At 67.8% G+C, this 15256-nt stretch carries 12 protein-coding genes and 1 rRNA gene; 10 read left to right on the forward strand and 3 right to left on the reverse strand.

All coding sequences use genetic code 11. The annotated features are described in order from the left end of the window. The first annotated feature begins 75 nt into the window (after window positions 1–75). The 5 genes from ACWDTI_RS26005 (at window position 76) to ACWDTI_RS26025 (ending at window position 6907) form a co-directional block, all read left to right on the forward strand. On the forward strand, window positions 76–930 hold the full coding sequence (locus ACWDTI_RS26005; protein WP_449741024.1) for a universal stress protein: 855 nt from the start codon (window positions 76–78) through the stop codon (window positions 928–930). A gap of 133 nt (window positions 931–1063) precedes the next feature. Beyond that, on the forward strand, window positions 1064–2410 hold the full coding sequence (gabT, locus tag ACWDTI_RS26010; protein WP_449741025.1) for a 4-aminobutyrate--2-oxoglutarate transaminase: 1347 nt from the start codon (window positions 1064–1066) through the stop codon (window positions 2408–2410). An 82-nt stretch (window positions 2411–2492) separates the two neighbouring features. Then, on the forward strand, window positions 2493–3944 hold the full coding sequence (locus tag ACWDTI_RS26015) for an NAD-dependent succinate-semialdehyde dehydrogenase (RefSeq protein ID WP_449741026.1): 1452 nt from the start codon (window positions 2493–2495) through the stop codon (window positions 3942–3944). A gap of 12 nt (window positions 3945–3956) precedes the next feature. Next, the gene (locus ACWDTI_RS26020; protein WP_449741027.1) at window positions 3957–5492 is read left to right on the forward strand and encodes an APC family permease; all 1536 of its coding nucleotides are present in this window, start codon (window positions 3957–3959) and stop codon (window positions 5490–5492) included. A gap of 32 nt (window positions 5493–5524) precedes the next feature. Next, window positions 5525–6907 (forward strand): flavin monoamine oxidase family protein, encoded by a 1383-nt coding sequence (locus ACWDTI_RS26025; RefSeq protein WP_449741028.1) that lies wholly within the window; start codon window positions 5525–5527, stop codon window positions 6905–6907. 149 nt (window positions 6908–7056) lie between these two features. Here ACWDTI_RS26025 and ACWDTI_RS26030 read toward each other — a convergent pair whose 3' ends face one another. Then, window positions 7057–8277, reverse strand: coding sequence for a GAF domain-containing protein (locus ACWDTI_RS26030; RefSeq protein ID WP_449741029.1), 1221 nt, complete (start codon window positions 8275–8277; stop codon window positions 7057–7059). 123 nt (window positions 8278–8400) lie between these two features. Between ACWDTI_RS26030 and ACWDTI_RS26035 the strand changes: the two genes are divergently transcribed. After that, on the forward strand, window positions 8401–10242 hold the full coding sequence (locus ACWDTI_RS26035) for an NAD(P)-binding domain-containing protein (RefSeq protein WP_449741030.1): 1842 nt from the start codon (window positions 8401–8403) through the stop codon (window positions 10240–10242). A gap of 73 nt (window positions 10243–10315) precedes the next feature. Here ACWDTI_RS26035 and ACWDTI_RS26040 read toward each other — a convergent pair whose 3' ends face one another. Then, window positions 10316–11353 (reverse strand): aliphatic amidase, encoded by a 1038-nt coding sequence (locus ACWDTI_RS26040; protein WP_449741031.1) that lies wholly within the window; start codon window positions 11351–11353, stop codon window positions 10316–10318. Between the two features lie 103 nt (window positions 11354–11456). On the opposite strand from ACWDTI_RS26040, the gene ACWDTI_RS26045 reads away from it, so the two are divergent. The 4 genes from ACWDTI_RS26045 to ACWDTI_RS26060 all read left to right on the forward strand — a co-directional run bounded on the left by ACWDTI_RS26045 (window position 11457) and on the right by ACWDTI_RS26060 (window position 15092). Further along, a complete protein-coding gene (locus ACWDTI_RS26045) occupies window positions 11457–12533 on the forward strand; it encodes an AAA family ATPase (protein ID WP_449741032.1) in 1077 nt (358 codons plus the stop codon). Continuing rightward, window positions 12523–12945 (forward strand): MarR family winged helix-turn-helix transcriptional regulator, encoded by a 423-nt coding sequence (locus tag ACWDTI_RS26050; protein ID WP_449741033.1) that lies wholly within the window; start codon window positions 12523–12525, stop codon window positions 12943–12945. Before ACWDTI_RS26045 ends, ACWDTI_RS26050 begins: the two co-directional genes overlap by 11 nt. Before the next feature lie 106 nt (window positions 12946–13051). Then, on the forward strand, window positions 13052–14104 hold the full coding sequence (locus ACWDTI_RS26055) for a substrate-binding domain-containing protein (protein ID WP_449741034.1): 1053 nt from the start codon (window positions 13052–13054) through the stop codon (window positions 14102–14104). A gap of 52 nt (window positions 14105–14156) precedes the next feature. Then, on the forward strand, window positions 14157–15092 hold the full coding sequence (locus ACWDTI_RS26060) for a universal stress protein (RefSeq protein WP_449741035.1): 936 nt from the start codon (window positions 14157–14159) through the stop codon (window positions 15090–15092). A 69-nt stretch (window positions 15093–15161) separates the two neighbouring features. Here the strand turns inward: ACWDTI_RS26060 and rrf are convergent. After that, a 5S ribosomal RNA gene (gene rrf, locus ACWDTI_RS26065) occupies window positions 15162–15256 on the reverse strand; the annotation flags it as partial.

The following is a 15256-nucleotide window of genomic DNA, read 5'->3' on the forward strand; positions in this document are numbered from 1 at the left end:
GAGGAGAGCACAGTTGAGGGCGGCGGGGCAACCCCCCGCCGAGTTCTCTCCCAGCTGTCAGAAATGGAGTTCACGATGCGGCTGCTCGTTGCCTACCTCGCCACCACCGGTGGCGCCGACGCGATCGCCGTCGGTGTGCGACTGGCGCGGACACTGCACGCCGACCTCGACATCTGCCTCGTCGTGCCCCGCGAGCGCTCCGCACCGCTCCTCGGCTCGGCCGCCTACGACGAGGTCGTGGTGGAACAATCCGAGCAGTGGCTCGCCGAAGCCACCGATCTGGTCCCGTCCGACGTGTCGGCCACCACGCACATCGTCGTGGCCGACTCGATCGCGGCAGGGCTGATCGCCGAGACACAACGTCTCGGAGCGCACGCGATCGTCGTGGGTGGCTCGGGTGGCGGCGTCGTCCGCGGCCACACCCTCGGCTCGGTCGTCAACGAGCTTCTGCAGTCGTCACCGGTGCCCATTGTGTTGTCCCCCAGAGGAATACGACACTCGACGGTTCACCGCGCGCGCGAGGTCACCTGCGCGCTGGGCATGCTGCCGGGTGCCGGCGAACTCCTGGACACGGCGGTGCGCACGTGCGCCCAGGGCGGGCTGCCGCTGCGTCTGGTGTCCCTGGTCGCCCTCGACCCGGCCGCCACAGTCGACGCGCAGCGTCTCCGGCGGGCGCTGGATCACGCGCACGAAACGGTGGACAAGGCACTCGCACCGCTGCCGGCGGAGTTGCGGGTCACCTCGGCGGTCGCCGAGGGCACATCCGTGGAAACCGCTCTCGACGCCCTGACCTGGAGTGACGGCGACCTGATCATGGTGGGGGCGAGCAGACTGGCCCAGCCACGCCGACTCTTCCTCGGTTCGATCGCCGCCAAGATGCTGCGTGTCCTCGGCGTCCCGGTCGTCGTCGTGCCGCGTGACAACGACTGACACGAGCGCGACCGTCAACCTGACAAAACGTCGTCGCGATACGCCTTCGGTTCACCGGAATGTCGATATCGCCGACCACCCATCCACGAAACACTTCAGTGCAGAGACGCACCCGACACCTCAGGAGCCCGTCATGACCGACCTCACCTACCGCCTGCCCCAGAAGCGGCACCTCGTCACACCGCTGCCCGGGCCGCGCTCCGAGTCGCTCACCGCACGTCGTCGCGCCACGGTCGCGGCCGGCGTCGGATCGTCGGTGCCGGTGTACGCCGCCGATGCCGACGGCGGTGTGATCGTCGACGTCGACGGCAACTCGCTCATCGATCTCGGCTCCGGCATCGCCGTCACCAGTGTCGGAGCGTCGGATGCCGGTGTCGCCCAGGCGGTCCGGGAGCAGGTCGGCCACTTCACCCACACCTGCTTCATGGTCACGCCGTACGAGGGGTACGTCCGCGTCGCCGAGGAACTCGCGGCCCTGACGCCCGGCGAGCACGAGAAGCGCACGGTGCTGTTCAACTCGGGTGCCGAGGCCGTGGAGAACGCGGTGAAGGTCGCGCGCCTGGCGACCGGACGCAACGCGGTGGTCGCCTTCGATCACGCCTACCACGGTCGCACCAACCTGACGATGGCGCTGACCGCTAAGAACATGCCGTACAAGCACAACTTCGGTCCGTTCGCCCCGGAGATCTACCGGATGCCGATGAGCTACCCGTTCCGCGACAGCGACGGGCTGACCGGTGAGCAGGCCGCCCGCCGCGCCATCTCGCAGATCGAGAAGCAGATCGGCGCCGACGCGCTCGCCGCCATCATCATCGAACCCATCCAGGGTGAGGGCGGGTTCATCGTGCCCGCACGTGGATTCCTCCCGACCCTCGTCGCATGGGCCAAGGACAACGGGGTCGTGTTCATCGCCGACGAGGTGCAGACCGGCTTCGCCCGGACGGGCGACTGGTTCGCCTGCAATGACGAGCAGATCGTGCCCGACATCATCACGATGGCCAAGGGCATCGCCGGCGGCATGCCGCTGGCCGCGATCACCGGCCGCGCCGACCTGCTCGACAAGGTCCATGCCGGTGGTCTCGGCGGCACCTACGGCGGCAACCCGGTCGCCTGCGCCGCCGCGCTTGCCGCGATCGACGCCATGCGCACCCACGACATGCCGGCCCGGGCCCGCCACATCGGTGACCTCGCCCTCGCGCGGCTGCGGTCACTCGCCGACGAGGTCGACGTGATCGGCGATGTCCGCGGCCGCGGCGGCATGCTCGCCATCGAACTCGTCCGGCCCGGCACCACCGAGCCGGACCCGGACCTGACCAAAAAGGTTGCGGCGCAGTGCCTCGCCGAAGGTGTCATCATCCTGACCTGCGGCACCTACGGCAACGTCATCCGCCTGCTCCCGCCGCTGGTCATCGACGACGACCTGCTCACCGACGGCCTTGATGTCCTCGCCGACGCGATCCTGACCGCCGCCGCAGCGTAGCCCGCTTCCCCGATCCCTGAGCAGCCCGCGAGGCGATAGCCGAGCGCGCGTGTCAAAGGGCCCCGTCACACAGGAGCACACCATGAGCACCCCCTCCCTCCCCGCACTGCCCACAGGCCTCTGGCTGGGCGGACAGTCCGTTCCCGCGAGCAACGGCAACGAGTTCGACGTCATCGCCCCGGCGACCGGTGAGCTGCTCGCCCGGGTCGCCGACGCCACGATCGCCGACGCCATGACCGCCCTCGACACCGCCGCTGCGGCCCAGGCCGCGTGGGCCGCGACCCCTGCCCGCACCCGGTCGGAGATCCTCTATCGCGCCTGGGAACTCGTCGTCGAGCACACCGACGACCTGGCCCTGGTGATGACCCTGGAGATGGGCAAGCCACTCGCCGAGGCCCGGGGCGAGGTCGCCTATGGCGCGGAGTTCCTGCGCTGGTTCGCCGAGGAGGCGGTCCGCGTCGGCGGGCGCACCGCGCCGGCGCCGTCCGGTAACGGCCGCATCCTGGTCACGAGGGAACCGGTCGGTCCGGTCCTCGCCGTGACCCCGTGGAACTTCCCGCTGGCCATGGGCACCCGCAAGATCGGTCCCGCGCTCGCGGCCGGCTGCACCGTGGTGGTCAAGCCGTCCGAGGACACACCGCTGACCATGCTGCTGCTCGCCCGCCTCTTCGCCGAGGCCGGCCTGCCCGCCGGCGTGCTGTCGGTGCTGCCGACCCGCGACGCGGTCGGTGTGGTCGGTGCGCTGATGAACGACTCGAGGCTGCGCAAGATCTCGTTCACCGGTTCGACCCAGGTCGGCCGAAAGTTGTTGGCACAGGCCGCCGATCAGGTGCTGCGGACGTCGATGGAGCTCGGCGGCAACGCCCCCTTCATCGTGTTCGACGACGCCGACCTCGCCGCCGCGGTCGACGGCGCGATGGCCGCCAAGATGCGCAACGGCGGCGAGGCGTGCACGTCGGCCAACCGTTTCCTGGTGCACAACTCGGTGCGTGAACAGTTCACCGCGGCCCTGGCCGATCGCATCGGTGCGCTGCGGGTCGGCCCCGGGTGGGCCGACGGGACCGAGGTCGGGCCGATCATCAATGAGCGGCAACGCGATCGGATCGCCGCGCTGGTCGACGGCGCGGTCGCCGAGGGTGCGGTCGTCCGCACCGGCGGCAAGGTGATCGAGGGCGACGGCTGGTTCTACTCGCCCACCGTGCTCGACAACCTCCCCGCCGACGCCGCCATCCTCGACGAGGAGATCTTCGGGCCCGTCGCCACGATCACCGGCTTCGACACCGAGGCCGAGGCGATCGAACGCGCCAACGCCACCGAGTACGGACTTGCCGCCTACTTCTACACCCGCGACCTCGACCGGGCGCTACGTGTCTCGGCCGCACTGGAATCCGGCATGGTCGGGGTCAATCGCGGCATCATCTCGGACCCCGCCGCGCCGTTCGGTGGCGTCAAGCAGTCGGGCCTCGGCAGCGAAGGTGGCAGCGAGGGCATCGACGAGTACCTCAACACCAAATACATCGCGCTGCAGTCCTGACGGAGAAAACCGATGACCACACAACTGTCCCCGGCCCATGACGCGCCGGCGGTCGAGGACCTGACCACCAAGGGCCTGGCCGCCGGCAAGATCGGCGTGATCTCCGGCGCCGTCCTCGGCATCTCCACGGTCGCACCGGGATACACGCTCACCGCGTCCATCGGGCTGATCGTCGCGGCCGTCGGATTGAAGATGCCGGCCATCCTCATCGCCGGCTTCATCCCGATGTTCCTCACCGCGTACGGCTATCGGGAGCTCAACGCCGACAACCCCGACTGCGGCGCCTCGTTCACCTGGTCCACCAGGGCATTCGGGCCGTACGTCGGCTGGATGTGTGGGTGGGGCATGGTCATCGCGACGATCATCGTGCTGTCGAACCTGGCCGCCGTCGCGGTGGAGTTCTTCTACCTCATCCTGGGGCGCGCATTCGACTCGGTGTGGCTCGCCGATCTCGGCGGCAACAAGGCCGTCAACATCGCCACCACACTCGCCTTCCTGGCGATCGCCACCTGGGTGTCGATGCGCGGCATCACCACCAGCCAACGAATTCAGTACGTACTGGTGGCTTTTCAGATGATCGTCCTCATCGGCTTCGCCATCGCCGCATTCGTCAAGGTCGCCAACGGCGAGGCGCCCGGACAGCTGCATTTCGATCTCGACTGGTTCAACCCCTTCACCGGCCTGACCATCGGCGCGTTCGCGGTCGGCCTCACCGGATCGATCTTCGCGTTCTGGGGCTGGGACACCTGCCTGACCCTCGGCGAGGAATCCACCGACCCCAAGCGGACGCCCGGACGCGCCGGACTGCTGTGTGTGATCTCGATCCTGCTCACCTACCTGCTCATCGCCGTGGCCACGATGATGTACGCGGGTGTCGGCGAATCCGGACTCGGACTGGGTAATCCGGACAACTCGGAGAACGTGTTCGGCGCGCTTGCCGAACCGATCCTCGGACGGTGGGGCGGCGTCATGCTGTTCAGCGCCGTGCTGGTGTCATCGATCGCGAGCCTGCAGACCACCTTCCTGCCGGTCGCGCGAACCATGCTCGCGATGGGCACCTACCGCGCCTTCCCCACCAAGGTCGCCGACATCCACCCGCGGTTCATGTCGCCGTCGTTCGCCGCACTCCTCGCCGGCGTCGTCACCGGCGGGTTCTACACGGTCGTGACGATCCTGTCGGACAACACGTTGTGGGACACCATCGCCGCGCTGGGCATCATGATCTGCTGGTACTACGGCATCACCGCGTTCGCCTGCGTCTGGTACTTCCGCCGCACCCTGTTCGCCAGCGTGCACAACATCGTGTTCCGCCTGCTCTTCCCACTGATCGGCGGCATCGCCCTGCTGGTCGTGTTCGTCATCTCGGTGGGCGAGAGCATGAATCCCGCCAACGGCAGCGGCGCCTCGATCTTCGGCATCGGGCTCGTCTTCTACATCGGCTTCGGCGTCCTGGCGATCGGTGCGGTGCTGATGCTGGTGATGCGCACCGCCCAGCCCGCCTTCTTCCGCGGTGAAACCCTTCCGCGATCCGTAGCTGCGTCGAAATAGCTCTTCCCCCAACACCTCAGGAGCAAGCAACCGTGACCACCATCATCGAACGCGATGTCGTCGTGATCGGCGCCGGACCGTCCGGCCTGACCGCCGCCCACGAACTCACCAAGGCAGGCCGAACAGTAGCCGTCGTCGAGGCCCGCGACCGCGTCGGCGGCCGCACCTGGACCGACACCATCGACGGCGCCATGCTCGAGATCGGCGGCCAGTGGGTGTCGCCCGACCAGTCCGCGCTCTACGAAACCCTCGACGAACTCGGCCTGCAGACCTTCCCCCGCTACCGTGAGGGCAGTTCGGTCTACGTGAGGCCCTCCGGCGAACGCGTGGTCTACGACGGCGAGGACTTCCCTGTCGCCGACCACACCATCGCCGAGATGAACCGCATCACCGCGATCATCGACGACCTCGCCGCCGCGATCGGCGCCGAGGAGCCGTGGGCACATCCGCGCGCGGCCGAACTGGACACGGTCTCGTTCCGGCGCTGGCTGGAAGACCTCACCGACGACACCGCGGCGATCGACAACATCAGCCTGTTCGTGGCCGGCGGCATGCTGACCAAACCGGCTCATGCGTTCTCCGCCCTGCAGGCCGTACTGATGGCGGCCTCGGCCGGATCGTTCAGCAACCTCGTCGACGAGGACTTCATCCTCGACCGACGGGTCGTCGGCGGTATGCAGCAGGTGTCGGAGCGGTTGGCGGAACGGTTGGGCGACAACGTCTTCCTGAACTCACCGGCGCGCACGGTCCGGTGGGACGCCGACGGTGGGGTCACCGTGATCGCCGACGGCGGCCTGGAATTCCGTGCTCAGCGGGTGATCCTCGCGGTCCCGCCGAATCTCTACACCCGGATCTCGTTCGACCCGCCGCTGCCCCGCCGTCAGCATCAGATGCATCAGCACCAGTCGCTCGGCCTGGTCATCAAGGTGCACGCGGTGTACGAGACACCGTTCTGGCGTGCCGAGGGCTTGTCCGGCACCGGATTCAGCGGCTCCGAACCGGTGCAGGAGGTCTACGACAACACCAATCACGGCGACGAGCGTGGCACCCTGGTCGGCTTCGTGTCCGATCAGAAGGCCGACGCGATGTTCGAGCTGCCCGCCGACGAACGCCGCAAGGCGATCCTCGCCTCCATCGCCCGCTTCCTCGGACCGCAGGCGCTCGAACCTGTCGTGTACTACGAATCCGATTGGGGCGCCGAGGAATGGACGCGCGGCGCGTATGCCGCCAGCTTCGATCTCGGTGGACTGCACCGCTACGGCAAGGATCAGCGCCGCCCCGTCGGACCGATCCACTTCTCCTGCTCGGACATCGCGGGCGCCGGCTACCAGCATGTCGACGGCGCGATCCGGATGGGCAAGCGCACCGCCCAGGCCATCCACGAGGACCTGACCATCAACGCCCCCGCCCGTTGAGCCTGTCGGAACGTTGAGCCTGTCGGAACGTTGAGCCTGTCGGAACGTTGAGGCTGTCGAGACGTCGAGCCTGCCAGAACGTCGAGCCTGTCCGAACGTCGAGCTCGCCAGAACGTTGAGCCTGTCGAAACGTCGAGCCCGTCGAAACGCTAGTCGGCCACCCGTACCGTCACGCCGTCGGCGTACCGGTACGGGTTGGCCGCGAGCAACCCGCCGAGGTGCTTGCGCAATCGCGACACCTCGGCGCGCACCGTGATCGTGCGGTCGTCGACGCCGAACAGGTGCTTCGACATCTCGGCGGCACTGCATCCCGCCGGATGCCGCGCCAGCAGACCGAGAATCTCGGCGTGCCGCGGCGACGGCTGCATCGTCCATCGCCCGGTGCTGCTCATGACGGTGACCACGGGAGCGCGCATGTCGTGGAAGTCGAGATCGATCACCGTCGCCGACGACCCGTCACCCTCGGCCACCCGGACCAGCCATCCGCCCGGCAACGGTTCGAGGTCACAGTCACCGAGGCTGTGCAACCACACGCGACCGGGCGCGGCCTGCTTGGGCAGGGTCAGCCGGGTGCGCGGCGCCACCGCGTCGAGCGCCGCGACCCACCCGTCGGTGTCGACGGCGAGGGCCGGTCCACCCAACCGGGCGAGCATCGGCGCGGCCACCGACCGCAGTTGATCCAGGGTTCGGCGGTGGTGATCACGCAGTTGCGACTCGGCGAGCTTGGCGACGACATCGACGAGTGCGATGGTCGTCGGATGGATAGTGGCCGCCGGTCCGCTCACGTCCACCACGCCGAGGACTGACCCGGTCCGCGGATCGCGGATCGGAGCGCCGGCACACGTCCACGAATGATGGCTCCGCACAAAGTGTTCCGCGGAGAACACCTGCACCGCCCGGCCCGACATCAGGGCGGTGCCGATCGCGTTGGTGCCGACGGCGGACTCACCCCAGTCGGCACCTTCCACGAACCCGAGCCGGTCGGCCCGGTGCAGCACCCGTGGCGAACCGCTGCGCCACAGCACCGACCCCTGCGCATCGGCGACCACCAGGATGTTGTCGCCGTCGGCGATGACCGAGTCGAGCCCGCGGGTCAGATCCTCGAGCACCAGCGACAGCGCCGACTCCCCGCGCCGCGACTCGAGTTCGCCCACATCGAGCGCGTCATCCGACGAGCCGAGCTCCGGATCGACACCGGCCTCGAGCACCCGGCTCCACGACTCACCGATCACCGATCGGGGTCGCGCGGGCATCTTCTCCCCCGCCATCGCGGCGTCGTAGACCGCCGACAGCAGCTGGGCGTAGTGGCGCGGATCCTCCCCCGCGGCGACCGCGGGTTCCGGACGAGGTTGCGCATCGGGTACGGACACATCCCGATTGTGCTCCCGATCACACCGCGCTCGCAAAGACGCAACCCGATGCAACCCTTGTCGCCCATACTCGACAGGGGGTGTGCTGTGGATCACAGATCGACCGAGCCCGAGGAGAACACGATGACGCAGACACTGGAACCCACCGCCCAGGCACGACCCGACGATCCACAGCAACGCGTCGACGCGTGGCTCGCGGGCTTCGAGGCCGCCCTGGCCGCCCGAGACATCGAGGCGGTGACCGGCATGTTCGCCACCGACAGCTTCTGGCGCGACCTGGTGTCGTTCACCTGGAACATCAAGACCGTCGAGGGGCGCGAGCAGATCGCCGGCATGCTCGGCGAACGGCTGGCCGACACCGACCCGAGCGGATTCCGCACAAGCGAGACACCCACCGACGACGACGGCGTGGCCTCGGCATTCATCGAGTTCGAGACCGCCATCGGACGCGGGGTGGGACACCTCCGGCTGCGTCGCGACGACGAATCGGGCAGCGACCAGGCCTGGACACTGCTGACCGCGCTGCAGGAACTCAAGGGATACGAGGAGCCGAGCGGACACGGCCGCGTGCTCGGTGCCGTGCACGGCGCGGACCCCGACCGCCGCTCGTGGGCGGAGAAGCGTGAGGACGAGGAAGCGGCGCTCGGCCGCAGCGTGCAGCCGTACGTCCTGGTGATCGGCGGCGGGCAGGGTGGCATCGCGCTCGGCGCGCGACTGCGGCAGCTCGGTGTGCCGTCGATCGTCGTCGACCGCCACGACCGGCCCGGCGACCAGTGGCGTCAGCGGTACAAGAGCCTGTGCCTGCACGACCCGGTGTGGTACGACCACCTGCCGTATCTCCCGTTCCCGGCGAACTGGCCGGTCTTCGCCCCCAAGGACAAGATCGGCGACTGGCTCGAGTTCTACACGAAGGTCATGGAGGTGCCGTACTGGTCGAAGACCACCTGCCTGTCGGCGTCCTACGACGAGGACGCCGAGCAGTGGACCGTCGAGATCGACCGCGACGGCGAGCGGATGACGCTGCATCCCACTCAGCTCGTGCTGGCGACCGGGATGTCGGGCAAGGCCAACGTGCCGACGATCCCCGGGCAGGACGTGTTCACCGGGGAGCAGCATCATTCCAGCCGACACCCCGGCCCGGACGGCTACGCCGGTAAGAAGGTCGTCGTGATCGGCGCCAACAACTCCTCCCACGACATCTGTAAAGCCTTGGTGGAGAACGGCATCGACACGACGATGGTGCAGCGGTCGTCGACGCACATCGTGCGCTCGGACTCGCTGATGGAGGTCGGACTCGGCGGACTCTACAGCGAGCAGGCGGTGGAATCCGGCATGACCACCAAGAAGGCCGACCTGACCTTCGCCTCTCTGCCCTACCGGATCATGCACCAGTTCCAGATCCCGATCTACGACGAGATCCGCGAACGCGACAAGGACTTCTACCAGCGGCTCGAAGACGCCGGCTTCGACCTCGACTTCGGCGACGACGATTCCGGACTGTTCATGAAGTATCTGCGACGCGGCTCCGGCTACTACATCGACGTCGGCGCCTGCGAGCTCGTCGCCGACGGCACCATCAAGCTCGCGCACGGCGAGGTCGATCACCTCACCGAGAACAGCGTGGTGCTCGCCGACGGCACCGAGCTACCCGCCGACGTCGTCGTCTACGCGACGGGCTATGGCTCGATGAACGGCTGGGCGGCCGACCTCATGGGCCAGGATGTCGCCGACCGGGTGGGCAAGGTGTGGGGTCTCGGCTCCTCCACCACCAAGGACCCGGGTCCGTGGGAGGGTGAGCAGCGCAACATGTGGAAGCCCACCCAGCAGCCGGGTCTGTGGTTCCACGGCGGCAATCTGCACCAGTCACGCCACTACTCGCTGTATCTGGCGCTGCAGCTCAAGGCCCGGTACGAGGGCCTCGACACCCCGGTCTACGGACTTCAGGAGGTGCACCACCTGAGCTGATCGGCACCCCACCGATCGCCGACGGCCCGGCCGCCCAACGTATTTGGGCGGCCGGGCCGTCAACGTTGCAGGGTCAGGCCTCCATGACCTTCTCGGTGGGCAGGTCGTACACGGGGCGCTCGGCCACCCCGATGGTCTCGCGGGTGATGGCCTCCACCTGCTTCTGGGTGGCCTCGGCGTCGGTGACCCAGTTCCGGTAGAAGTCGAACGGGCACTCGGCGACACCCTTGTCGCCGTCGCCGCCGGCCAAGACGCCGGTATATCCCCGGTGCAGCAGCTTGAAGAGGTGGTTCTGCGACTGGTCGTAGCGCCGCGCGTCCCGGATCGTCGACAGCGACAGCTGCGCGTACTGCACCCCGTACTCCTCTTCGCCGCACTCACCGAGGGTGCGACCGTCGAAACCGATGATCGCGCTGTGACCGAAGTAGGAGTACACCCCGTCGAAGCCGGTCGCGTTGGCCACCGCGACGTAGCAGTTGTTGGCCCACGCCATCGACTTCGCCATCAGCACCTGCTGTTCCTTGGCCGGATACATGTAACCCTGCGGCCGGACGACGAGTTCGGCACCCTTCATCGCGCAATCCCGCCAGATCTCCGGATAGTTGCCGTCGTCGCAGATGATGAGCGAGACCTTCAGGCCCTTCGGGCCGTCGGTCACATAGGTCTGTCCGCCCGGATACCACCCCTCGATCGGCGTCCACGGCAGGATCTTTCGGTACTTCTGCACGATCTCGCCCTGGTCGTTGATCAGTACGAGCGTGTTGTACGGCGGCTTGTTCGGATGATCTTCATGGCGTTCGCCCGTGATTGAGAAGACTCCCCACGTCTTCGCCTCGCGACAGGCCGCAGAGAAGATGTCGGTCTCGTCACCGGGCACGGTGGCCGCGGTCGCGTACATCTCGTCGGTGTCGTACATGATGCCCTGGGTGGAGTACTCGGGGAAGACGACGAGGTCCATTCCCGGCAGTCCGCTCTTCATCCCGACGACCATCTGCGCAATGGCCTCGGCGTTGGCGATGACCTCGTCGCGGGTGTGCAGGCGCGGCATCTTGTAGTTCACCACCGCCACGCCCACCGTGTCGGGACTGGATGCGATGTCTCCGTGCCGCATGTCGACTCCTCCTCGATCGATTTACTTTCATTCGGAAGTATATGAGGGTGCACGGTCTCCCGCATGCCGTGATCTACTTTCATACGGAACAAAAGGAGGAGCGGTGTCGGGTTATCTCGCGACCAAATTCAACGATCTCGACGTGACCGGCGGTTTCCGGCTCGGCGATCTGCGATCGCCCGAGACTCTGGCCGGCGCGCTACGCGAATCCATCCGAGGCCAGGACCACGCCGTCGACGCGGTCGTGCGCGCACTGACGATCGCGGCGGCCGGCATCCGCGACCCGCACCGACCCATCGCCTCCCTGCTGCTCGTCGGCCCGACCGGAGTCGGCAAGACGGAACTCGCCCGGCAGGTCGCCGCGAGCGTCCGGGGCGACGCGGACAACCTGTGCCGGATCGACATGAATTCCCTTGCACAGGAACACTATGCGGCGTCGCTTTCCGGAGCCCCGCCCGGCTACGCCGGCTCCAAGGAGCAATTCACCCTGTTCGAACGCGACAAGATCGAGGGCAGCGTGTCGCGCCCCGGCGTGGTGTTGTTCGACGAGATCGAGAAGGCCCACGGCACGGTCCTGCGCGCGCTGCTGCAGATCCTCGACACCGGCACCCTGCGTCTGGCATCGGGAACGACGTCGATCGACTTCCGCAACTGCCTCGTCCTGCTCACGTCGAATCTCGGTTCGCGGGAACTGCACGACATGCACCGCGGCGCCCGGTCGGTCGTCGACGGCACGCTGACCGCGATTCGCCGCACCTTCGGACGGCCGCGCACCGAGACCGAGATCGTCCTGGAGGCGGTGCGGGAGTTCTTCGACCCCGAGTTGTTCAATCGCTTCGACGAAGTGATCCCGTTCGTCTCCCTCGACCGTGACGTCGCACGGGAGATCGTCGATCGCGAGATCGACACCCTGCTGGCTGCGCTCGCCGGACGCGGCATCGGCTGCTCGGTGTCCGACGGCGCACGCGCGCTGCTCGCCGAGTCGGGATTCGACGTGCGCTACGGCGCCCGCCACGTGAACCGGGTATTGCGCCGCGACCTCCTCGCACCGATCGCCGACGCGATGGTCCGGCGATCCACGATGCCCGGGCCCGGACGTCCGTCGACCGTCAGGGTGTCGGTCGTCGATGGGAGGATCACCGTCGTCGAGGATCCACCGGGGGAGGTCGATGATGACTGACGAGGTCGACGGTTCACCACTGCTCCTGCAGCTGTTGCGGGCGGTCCAGGTCATCGAGGAACGTCTGGCCCCGATGCTCACCGCACTCGAGGTGACCCCCGAGCAGTGGCGGGTCCTGACGGTGCTGGCCGACGGCGATGGCCGGACAATGTCCGACCTGGCGCGCCAGGCGGTACTGCCACCTGCGACGGCGACGCGGATCGTCGATCGCCTGGTCTCGCGGGCGATGGTCTACCGGAGGATCGATCCCGTCGATCGGCGACGCATCGTGGTGTTCCTCAGTCCACACGGGTCCGATCAGATCGCCCCGGCCCGTCAACGACAGATCGATCTCGAACGTGACCTCGCGGCCGAGATCGGCTCGCGGCGGTTCCTGTCACTCAGCGACGGGCTCACGCATCTGACCCGGTGACCCACGTCGACCCGTGTGCTGCCGAGCAGAGAACTCGACGAAACCGCGAGGTAACGCGGTCCTGGCAGACTTGCTGCGAGGCCGAGACCGGTAGAGGGAACTCATCATGCACCTGGGGCTCGTGATCCCGCAGAGCGGACCATCGGGAATCTTCGGGCCGTCGTGCGCCGCGAGCGCGGAGCTGGCCATCGAGGAGATCAACGCGTCCGGCGGGCTGCGCGGCTCCGAGGTGACCGTGACGACCATCGACGGCGGCCGGGCGCCCGACGTGGTGGCCGCCGACGTCGCTCATCATGTTCGCCGAGGGCTGGATGCAGTGGTGGGCTGGCACACGTCCGCCGTGCGACGACGCCTGGTCCGGGTCTTGGAGGGGCGGACACCGTACGTCTACACCGCGGTGTACGAGGGCGGCGAGTCGGCGCCCGCAACGTTCATGACCGGCGAGGTCCCCGAAGCACAGCTGCTGCCGGCGCTGTCGTGGATGGCCGACGAACTCGGGATCCGGCGGTGGGCCGTGGTGGGCAGCGACTACGTGTGGCCACGCAGCACCGCCACCCGCGCCACGATGCACCTCACCACCGACGACTCGCCGGCGCGGATCGTGCACACGGCGTTCCTGCCGCTGGGCACGACCCGTTTCGGCGAGGTGCTCGACGACGTCGTCCGCTCGGGCGCCGACGGCGTCCTGGTCCTTCTCCTCGGCGACGACGCGGTCCACTTCAATCGGGCTTTCGGCGCCGCCCGCCTGCACCAGCAGTGTGTCCGGCTCAGTCCGTTGATGGACGAGAACATGCTGCTGGGGACGGGAGCCGCCGGATCGCGCGGGCTGTACTCGGTTGCCGGCTACTTCGAGTCGCTGCCGACGGCGCACAACCTCGACTTCGAGCACCGCTATGGGCGACGGTTCGGGTTCTGTGCACCACCGCTGACCTCGCCCGGCGAATCGTGCTACGAAGGCCTGGCACTGCTCGCCGAACTCGCCCGTCGGGCACCGGACCTCGGCGCGTCGTCGCTCGACCGCGCGGCCGGCGACATGTTCCGCTACGACAGCCCCCGTGGCGAGGTGTGTTTCGCCGACGGCCACGTCCGTCAGGACGTCTATCTGGCGGCTGCCGACGGCCTCGAATTCGATGTCGTCGCACAGGTCAGCGCGGTGTGATCGTCGATCCGAACGCCGAGGCGGACGAAGTCCCCACCTCCGCGGCGCCCACGTGCTGAGATGGGAACGGAGAACTCACGTCTCGTTCCCGACCGCACGATCGGAGTACACGTTGAAGCTGCTCGTCGCCTACATCGCCACCTCGGGTGGCGCGGACGCAGTCGCGCTGGGGGTCTGTCTCGCCCGCACCCTGCGGGCTCCGCTGGATATCACGCTGGTCATCCCGCCGGACAACCTGCAGGGCTACAGCAGAACCGAGAACTTCGCCGAGATCCTGGACGAGCGGGCACACGAGTGGCTGAGGGAAGCCGAAGCCATGGTGCCCGACGACATCTCGGTGCAAACCCATGTCTGCCTCGAGGAGAACGCGGCCGACGGGCTGATCAAAGAGGTCGAGCGGCTGCATTCGAACCTCCTGATCGTCGGCGGATCCGGTGGCGGCATGCTCGTCGGGCGGCATTCCCTCGGCTCGGTGGTCAACGACCTGCTCCACTCGTCGCCCGTTCCGGTTGCGTTGGCACCGAGTGGTTTTCGATACACCGGCGCCGACACCATCCGTGAGATCACCACAGCCATCGGCCGGCGCCCCGGAGCCGAGACCCTCATCGACACGGCCGCCGCACTGAGTGCCGCCGGCAACGTCCCTCTCAGGTTCCTGGCCCTGGTGTCACGGGACGACATGCCGCCGCGCAAGACCGACGAGGACGAAGACGAAGCGCAGGCGTTTGCGACCAACCTCGCACACAAGGCGATCACCACCGCTCACGAACGACTCCCCGAGAACACCCACATCTCCTCGATGGTGGCCCACGGCCGCACCATCGAAGATGCGGTCGCGACGGTCGAATGGCACCCAGGCGACATGATCATGGTCGGCTCGAGCCGGCTGGCCGCACCGAAACGACTGTTCCTCGGTTCGACGGCCGCGAAAATGCTGCGCGTCCTTGCGGTTCCGATGATTGTGGTGCCCCGACACGAGAACGGGTGACGCGATCGGAAAAGACCCCAGAAACGACTGTGACCCCCGGACGAATCCGGGGGTCACAGTGCAATATTAGTTCGGCGGTGTCCTACTCTCCCACACTGGTTAGGGTGCAGTACCATCGGCGCTGGAGGGCTTAGCTTCCGGGTTCGGAATGGGGCCGGGCGTTT

The sequence above is a fragment of the Gordonia sp. NPDC003424 genome (assembly GCF_053588655.1).

Bases quoted from the DNA above. Each gene is read 5' to 3' on its own strand.
- ACWDTI_RS26055 (WP_449741034.1), top strand. From the start codon at position 13,052: ATGCACCTGGGGCTCGTGATCCCGCAGAGCGGACCATCGGGAATCTTC.
- ACWDTI_RS26015 (WP_449741026.1), top strand. From the start codon at position 2,493: ATGAGCACCCCCTCCCTCCCCGCACTGCCCACAGGCCTCTGGCTGGGC.
- ACWDTI_RS26005 (WP_449741024.1), top strand. From the start codon at position 76: ATGCGGCTGCTCGTTGCCTACCTCGCCACCACCGGTGGCGCCGACGCG.
- ACWDTI_RS26050 (WP_449741033.1), top strand. From the start codon at position 12,523: ATGATGACTGACGAGGTCGACGGTTCACCACTGCTCCTGCAGCTGTTG.
- gabT (WP_449741025.1), top strand. From the start codon at position 1,064: ATGACCGACCTCACCTACCGCCTGCCCCAGAAGCGGCACCTCGTCACA.
- ACWDTI_RS26035 (WP_449741030.1), top strand. From the start codon at position 8,401: ATGACGCAGACACTGGAACCCACCGCCCAGGCACGACCCGACGATCCA.
- ACWDTI_RS26020 (WP_449741027.1), top strand. From the start codon at position 3,957: ATGACCACACAACTGTCCCCGGCCCATGACGCGCCGGCGGTCGAGGAC.
- ACWDTI_RS26040 (WP_449741031.1), bottom strand. From the start codon at position 11,353: ATGCGGCACGGAGACATCGCATCCAGTCCCGACACGGTGGGCGTGGCG.